The sequence below is a fragment of the Stenotrophomonas daejeonensis genome (assembly GCF_001431505.1).
Lineage (GTDB): Bacteria > Pseudomonadota > Gammaproteobacteria > Xanthomonadales > Xanthomonadaceae > Stenotrophomonas > Stenotrophomonas daejeonensis.
In genome coordinates, this window is the sequence record NZ_LDJP01000060.1 from 1 (window position 1) to 6,528 (window position 6,528).

A 6,528-nucleotide genomic window follows, 5' to 3' on the forward strand; every position below is an offset into this window, starting at 1 on the left:
AAAGCCATGGGCGTTGCTGCCCGCGAGTGGCGATGGAGGCCGGGATACGGTGGGTGTGATCGCGCCGACGGGGTCGTAGCGGGGGATCCCGCCACGCCGTGGCCAGCAGCCGCCGCCCTACGCCAAGGCATCATATCGGTTACGCAACCGCATCGAGCGCTGCGCCGCCAGGCGCAAGCAGTTCCGACGGGTCGCCATGCGATTCGACCGCAAGCCCAGGCACTTCCTCGCCTTCCTCTATCTCGCCTCTATTCCAATGTGGCTGGATTGAATGTCGATTCGGCCTAGGGCCGCGTTGCCCCGTCATTCCCCGTTCCCTGTTCCCCATTCCCTGCTTCTTACTTGAAGCTGTAGACCACGTTCATCGTGGTCAGGGTGTCGGTCTTGCGCTTGTCCTCGGTCACGTCGCTGTTGTAACGCGCTTGCCAGCCGGCCTTCAGCGCGAAGTGGCTGTTCATCGCCACCGAGACGCCGAAGTCGTTCTGCGCGAAGGTGTTGTACGAGCCGGACTCGACCAGCAGGGTGTTGACCAGTTCGGTGTTGTCGGTGATGCCGAACTTCAGGTCGAACAGGCCGCGGCCGATCAGCCCGGTGCGGTTCTCGTCGGTCGCCGCTTCGTGCGAGCGGCGCACGCCGGGGCCGACCTGGGTGTCCAGCACCAGCCGCTCGCCGTCGATCAGGCGGGTACCGTAGCCAAGGCCGAAGCTGCCCTGGCGGTCATAGGTGGCGAAATCGTCGCGCTCGTAGCGCACCGTGGCGGTCAGCTGGCGGTGCTCGCCCAGCTGCAGCGCGCTGCCGGCGCCGGCGGTGTAGCGGTTGGCCGTGGTCTGGCGTTTGCGGCTGGTGCTGCCGTCGTCGGCGGTCTCGGTGTATTCGGCGCTGGAGCGCAGGCCGAACAGGTCCATGCTGTGCACCCAGTCGTCGTCGGTGTAGCGCAGCTTCAGGCGGCCGTTGAAACTCTCGGTGGTGCTGTTGCCGTGGGCGGACGCGAAGCCGAGCTCGCCGCCGCTGCCGCTCCAGGGCGAGGTCATGGCGGCGGCATCGGAAGCGTCGTCGGCCCACGCCGACGGGGCGCACAGCAGCAGCGGCAGGAACAGGGAGGCGCGCAGCGACATCGGGAAATCTCCGGGCAGGGGGCGTGGATGGGAACGTTTTCATGATAGCGGATGCCCCCGCCGCGGCCGCCCGGGCGTGGCACCGGCTTCATTTGCGGTTCGGGCAGGGCGGGCACGGCGCCACGGCCCGGACTCGGACATAATCGGCGCATGGACCGCTACGAACGCATCAACGCGCTGCACCGCCACCTCAAATCGGCCCGCTACCCGGTCACGGTGGCGCAGCTGCAGGACGAGCTGGGCTGCTCCCGCGCCACCGTCTACCGCGACCTGGCCTTCCTGCGCGACGCGCTGATGGCGCCGGTGGAGGGCGACGGCGAGGCCGGTTTCCGCTACCAGAGCGGGGAAAGCGACCGCTTCGAGCTGCCCGGCCTGTGGCTCAGTTCCGAGGAATTGCATGCGCTGCTGGCGTCCCAGCACCTGCTGGCGCGCACCGGCGGCGGGGTGCTGTCGGCGGTGCTGGCACCGTTGCAGCAGCGCATCGAGAGCCTGCTGGCGGCGCAGGCCGGGGCGTCGTCGTGGCCGGTGGAGCGGGTACGGGTGATCCCGCACCGCGGCCGCAAGCTGGACGAGGCCAGCTTCCGCACCGTGGCCTCGGGCGTGCTGGAGCGCAAGCAGCTGTCCTTCGACTACCGCGCGCGTTCCACCGACGAGGTGACCCGGCGCACGGTCTCGCCGCAGCGCATCACCCACTACCGCGACAACTGGTACCTGGACGCCTGGGACCACGGGCGGCAGGCGCTGCGCAGTTTCGCGGTGGACCGCATCCACGCCGCGCGGGTGGTTGACCAACCGGCCCACGACATCGCCGACAGTGAGCTGGACGAACAACTGGGTGCCGGCTACGGCATCTTCTCCGGCGTGCCCAAGGGGTGGGCGACCATCGTGTTCAGCGCCAAGGCCGCGCGCTGGGTGGCCGACGAGCATTGGCATTCCAAGCAGCAGGGGCGTTTCCTGGCCGATGGCCGCTACGAGCTGAAGGTGCCGTACAGCGTCTCGCGCGAGCTGCTGATGGACGTGCTGCACTACGGCTCGGACGCGGAGATCGTCGAGCCGACCGCGCTGCGCGAGCAGGCCAAGGCGCTGCTGTCGTTGGCATTGAGCAACTACGACTGAAAGCCGGCATTCATCGTAGGTGCCGGGCTTGCCCGGCACGGGGCTTCATCGGGAAGGCTTCATGCGGGGCAAGCCCCGCATCTACGGATTCCGGATTCCAGTGGGATTGACCCACGTCAAACGGTGGTGGCGGACGGCTTGCCAGAATCGACGGCCCTGACCACGCATGGGCTGCAGCATGGCCTTCCACGACTTGCGCAATTTCCTGCGGCACCTGGCCGCGCAGGGCCAGCTGCGCGAACTCGATGTGCCGGTGGACCCGGAACTGGAAAGCACCGCGCTGAGCCTGCGCGCGCTCAAGGCCGAAGGCCCGGCGCTGCTGATGCCGGCGCCCGGCTCGGCGCACCGGCAGTTGGGCAACCTGTTCGGCCACCGCCGCCGCATCGAGCTGGCGCTGGCCGGGCGGCCGCTGGCCTCGCTGCGCGAACTCGGCGAACTGCTGGCCGCAATCAAGGAGCCGCGCTGGCCCGGCAACCTGCGCCAGGCGCTGGCGCAGTGGCCGGAACTGGCGCAGCTGGCGCACGTGGCGCCGCGGCGGGTGCGCGAGGCCGCGTTCGACGAGGACGTGCGCTGCGGCGAGGCGGTGGACCTGTCCGTGCTGCCGATCCAGCGCTGCTGGCCGGAGGACGCCGGCAAGCTGATCACCCTGGGCCTGGTCGTCACCCGCGGCACGCGCCAGCCGCGGCAGAACGTGGCGATCTACCGCCAGCAGGTGATCGGCCGCAACCGGGTGATCATGCGCTGGCTGCCGCACCGCGGCGGCGCGCTGGACTTCGCCGACTGGCAGGCCGCGCACCCCGGGAAACCCTTTCCGGTACTGGTGGCGATCGGCGCCGACCCGGCGACCCTGCTGGCGGCGGTGGCGCCGGTGCCGGACACCTTGTCCGAATACGAATTCGCCGGCCTGCTGCGCGCCGCGCGTACCCATGTCTGGCACAGCGAGCTGACCGGGCTGGAGGCGCCGGCCGGCAGCGAGATCCTGCTGGAAGGCTTCATCCACCCGGGCGACACCGCGCTGGAAGGGCCGTTCGGCGACCACACCGGCTACTACAACGCGCAGGCGCATTTCCCGGTGCTGACCATCGAGCGCATGCGCCTGCGCCGCGACGCCATCTACCACGGCAGCTACATGGGGCGGGCGCCGTTCGACGAGCCCTCGGTGCTGTCGATGGCGCTGAACGACGTGTTCGTGCCGATCCTGCGCAAGGTGTTCCCCGAGATCGTCGACTTCTACCTGCCGCCGGAGGCCTGCTCGTACCGCATCGCGGTGGTGTCCATCCGCAAGCAGTACGCCGGCCATGCGCGGCGGGTGATGATGGGCATCTGGTCGTACCTGCGCCAGTTCACCTATACCAAGTTCGTCATCGTCACCGACGAGGACATCGACGTGCGCGACTGGTCGCAGGTGATCTGGGCGGTGTCCACGCGGGTGGACCCGGCGCGCGACAGCATGCTGGTGGAGAACACGCCGATCGACTACCTCGACTTCTCCAGCCCGACCCCGAACCTGGGCTCCAAGCTCGGGTTGGATGCCACCAACAAGTGGCCGGCCGAGACCAGCCGCACCTGGAGCAGGCCGATCCGGCCCGACCCGGCGGTGGAGAAGCGGGTGGACGCACTGTGGCGGGCGGTGCTGGCGGGCTGAATCAGTCCGCCTCGGCGTCCCAGCGCGGGTCGTCGAACAGCTGCGGGTAGCGCGCCAGCGCCTGGCGCATCCGCGCGATTTCCGCCACCGGCACCTGCGGCGAGGTACGCACCGCCTCGGCGCCGGCCATGAATTCGGCCAGCAGGCCGTGCAGGGCCACGTCGGCGTCCGCTTCCAGTTTGCAACCGGCGAACATGCCGGCGATGGCGTCGTCGATCAGCGTCACCGCGGCGCTGGCCTGGGCGATGCCCATGTGGCCGTGTTCGTAGTGTTCAAGCCCCTGCACCGCCACGCGGATCCCGCGCATGCCCTCGCGCAGCGATGCGTCGGTGGGCCATTGCTGCGCCGATGCGGCAGCAGGTGCCTGCGTGGCGTGCGTGGCATGGGCGTGGTCATGCGCCGGCCGTGCGGTCGCCGGCAAGGCAAACAGGCCGGCAAGGACGAGCGTGGTGGCGGAAAGCGGGATCAGGTGCCGCATCGGTAGCTCCGGGTTCGATGGGCCGCGTGCCCATGCTTGCGGCGCAGCATTGCACGTGCCCGGCACGCACCCCATGACGCATGTCAAAAGCAGCGGCCGGCGCCGCTTGACCCAGGTCAAGGACGCATGCGGACGCGCACCGGATCATGCCCGCTCCTTCAGCCGGAGCCTTCCGCATGCAACTGGTGTGTCCCGCCGGCAACCTGCCGGCCCTGCAGGCGGCGGTGGATGCGGGGGCGAACGCGGTCTATGCGGGTTTCCGCGACCAGACCAACGCGCGCGCCTTCCCCGGCCTGAATTTCTCCGACGACGAACTGCGCGCCGGCATCCGCTATGCGCATGCGAAGAACGCCAAGGTCTACCTGGCGCTGAACACCTACCCGGACAGCGTGCGCCTGAAGGACTGGCACGCCGCGGTGGACAAGGCCGCCGCGCTCGGCGCCGATGCCATCATCGCCGCCGAGATGGCGGTGCTGGACTACGCCGCGCGCACCCATCCGCAACTGCCGCGGCATCTCTCCGTGCAGGGCAGCGCCACCACCGCGCCGGCATTGCGCTATGCGCACGAACGCTTCGGCATCAGCCGCGCGGTGCTGCCGCGGGTGCTGTCGCTGCAACAGGTCGAACGGTTGTGCGAGAAATCGCCGGTGGCGCTGGAAGTGTTCGCCTTCGGCAGCCTGTGCATCATGGTCGAGGGCCGCTGCCAGCTGTCCAGCTACGTCACCGGTGCTTCGCCGAACCGCCACGGCGTGTGCTCGCCGGCCAAGTTCGTGCGCTGGGACGAACAGGCCGACGGCAGCCGCAGCGTGCGCCTGAACGACGTGCTGATCGACGAGTTCAAGCCGGAGGAACCGGCCGGTTACCCGACCGTGTGCAAGGGCCGTTTCGCCGTCGGTGACGAAATTTTCCACGCGCTGGAGGAACCCACCAGCCTTAATACGCTGGAACTGCTGCCGCGGCTGAAGCAGATCGGCGTGGCCGCGCTGAAGATCGAGGGCCGCCAGCGCGGGGTGGCCTACGTGGGCTCGGTGACGCGCACGTGGCGCCGGGCCATCGACCAGCTCGCAGGCGATGCGGCGCACTGGCAACTCAAGCCGGAATGGCAGGCCGAACTGTCGCGCCATGCCGAAGGCCACCAGACCACGCTGGGCCCGTACCACCGCGCCTGGCATTGAAGGAAACACCGATGAAACTCAGCCTTGGCCCGTTGCAGTACTTCTGGCCGCGCGAGCGCACGCTGGCGTTCTACCGCGAGGCGATCCACTGGCCGGTCGACATCGTCTACCTGGGCGAAACCGTGTGCAGCAAACGCCGCGAACTGCGCACTGCCGACTGGCTGGCGCTGGCGGAGGAGCTGGCTGCATCCGGCAAGCAGATCGTGCTTTCGACCTTGGCGTTGATCGAGGCCGAATCCGAGTTGAGCGTGCTCGACCGGCAAATTTCGCACGGCGGCTTCTGGATCGAGGCCAACGACCTGTCGGCGGTGCAGCTGTGCCGCGAGAAGGGCCGTCCGTTCGTGGCCGGTCCGTCGCTCAATGTCTACAACCACCGCGCATTGGCGATGCTGGTCGAGGATGGCCTGCGCCGCTGGGTGCCGGGCGTGGAGCAGGGCCGCACGCTGGTCGGCGAACTGAAGGAGGCCTTCGTCGCCGAAGGCGGCGCGATGCCGGAGCTGGAGGTGACCGCATGGGGCCGGCTGCCGCTGTCGTATTCGGCACGCTGCTTCACCGCGCGCGCGCTGGACGTGCCGAAGGACCAGTGCGGCTTCCGCTGCATCGACTATCCCGACGGCATGCCGCTGGCCACCCGCGAGGGCCGCCCATTCCTGCGTATCAACGGCATCTCGGTGCAGGGCGAGGAAACCACCGATCTCGGCCCGGAACTGCCGGAGCTGCGCGCGCTGGGCGTGGACATCCTGCGGCTGTACCCGCAGGCCGAGGGCATGGAAGCGGTGGTGCGGCATTTCGACGAAGCGCGCGACAGCGCAGCGGTTGCGCCGCGGATCGGCGAGCGCAATGGTTACTGGCATGGCGAGCCGGGGATGCGGATGGGGGCATAAAGTGAGGTGCGGCTCCCTTCTCCCTCCGGGAGAAGGTGCCCGAAGGGCGGATGAGGGGCGAGCGGAGTCCGTGATGGTTAACCATTCGGACTCCGCTCGCCCCTCACCCCAACCC

Annotated in this window: 6 protein-coding genes; 4 read left to right on the forward strand and 2 right to left on the reverse strand. The window is 69.1% G+C overall.

Features of this window, described 5'->3' with window-relative positions; genetic code table 11:
* Positions 1-338: 338 nt before the first annotated feature.
* Positions 339-1,115 (reverse strand): DUF481 domain-containing protein, encoded by a 777-nt coding sequence (locus ABB34_RS10545; protein WP_057641289.1) that lies wholly within the window; start codon positions 1,113-1,115, stop codon positions 339-341.
* A gap of 150 nt (positions 1,116-1,265) precedes the next feature.
* On the opposite strand from ABB34_RS10545, the gene ABB34_RS10550 reads away from it, so the two are divergent.
* Together ABB34_RS10550 and ABB34_RS10555 are read left to right on the forward strand one after the other, a co-directional pair.
* Positions 1,266-2,231: a helix-turn-helix transcriptional regulator gene (locus ABB34_RS10550; protein WP_057641290.1), complete on the forward strand. Its 966-nt coding sequence runs from the start codon at positions 1,266-1,268 to the stop codon at positions 2,229-2,231.
* A gap of 178 nt (positions 2,232-2,409) precedes the next feature.
* Complete coding sequence (locus ABB34_RS10555; protein ID WP_057641294.1) at positions 2,410-3,876, forward strand: UbiD family decarboxylase; 1,467 nt, start codon at positions 2,410-2,412, stop codon at positions 3,874-3,876.
* A gap of 1 nt (position 3,877) precedes the next feature.
* Here the strand turns inward: ABB34_RS10555 and ABB34_RS10560 are convergent, their stop codons facing one another.
* Entirely contained in the window at positions 3,878-4,354 is a 477-nt protein-coding gene (locus ABB34_RS10560) for a hypothetical protein (protein WP_057641291.1), read from the reverse strand.
* Between the two features lie 176 nt (positions 4,355-4,530).
* Between ABB34_RS10560 and ubiU the strand changes: the two genes are divergently transcribed.
* Complete coding sequence (ubiU, locus tag ABB34_RS10565) at positions 4,531-5,529, forward strand: ubiquinone anaerobic biosynthesis protein UbiU (protein ID WP_057641292.1); 999 nt, start codon at positions 4,531-4,533, stop codon at positions 5,527-5,529.
* 11 nt (positions 5,530-5,540) lie between these two features.
* Complete coding sequence (locus tag ABB34_RS10570; protein ID WP_057641293.1) at positions 5,541-6,413, forward strand: U32 family peptidase; 873 nt, start codon at positions 5,541-5,543, stop codon at positions 6,411-6,413.
* Positions 6,414-6,528: the final 115 nt, after the last annotated feature.

Bases quoted from the DNA above. Each gene is read 5' to 3' on its own strand.
- ABB34_RS10545 (WP_057641289.1), bottom strand. From the start codon at position 1,115: ATGTCGCTGCGCGCCTCCCTGTTCCTGCCGCTGCTGCTGTGCGCCCCG.
- ABB34_RS10550 (WP_057641290.1), top strand. From the start codon at position 1,266: ATGGACCGCTACGAACGCATCAACGCGCTGCACCGCCACCTCAAATCG.
- ABB34_RS10570 (WP_057641293.1), top strand. From the start codon at position 5,541: ATGAAACTCAGCCTTGGCCCGTTGCAGTACTTCTGGCCGCGCGAGCGC.
- ABB34_RS10560 (WP_057641291.1), bottom strand. From the start codon at position 4,354: ATGCGGCACCTGATCCCGCTTTCCGCCACCACGCTCGTCCTTGCCGGC.
- ubiU (WP_057641292.1), top strand. From the start codon at position 4,531: ATGCAACTGGTGTGTCCCGCCGGCAACCTGCCGGCCCTGCAGGCGGCG.
- ABB34_RS10555 (WP_057641294.1), top strand. From the start codon at position 2,410: ATGGCCTTCCACGACTTGCGCAATTTCCTGCGGCACCTGGCCGCGCAG.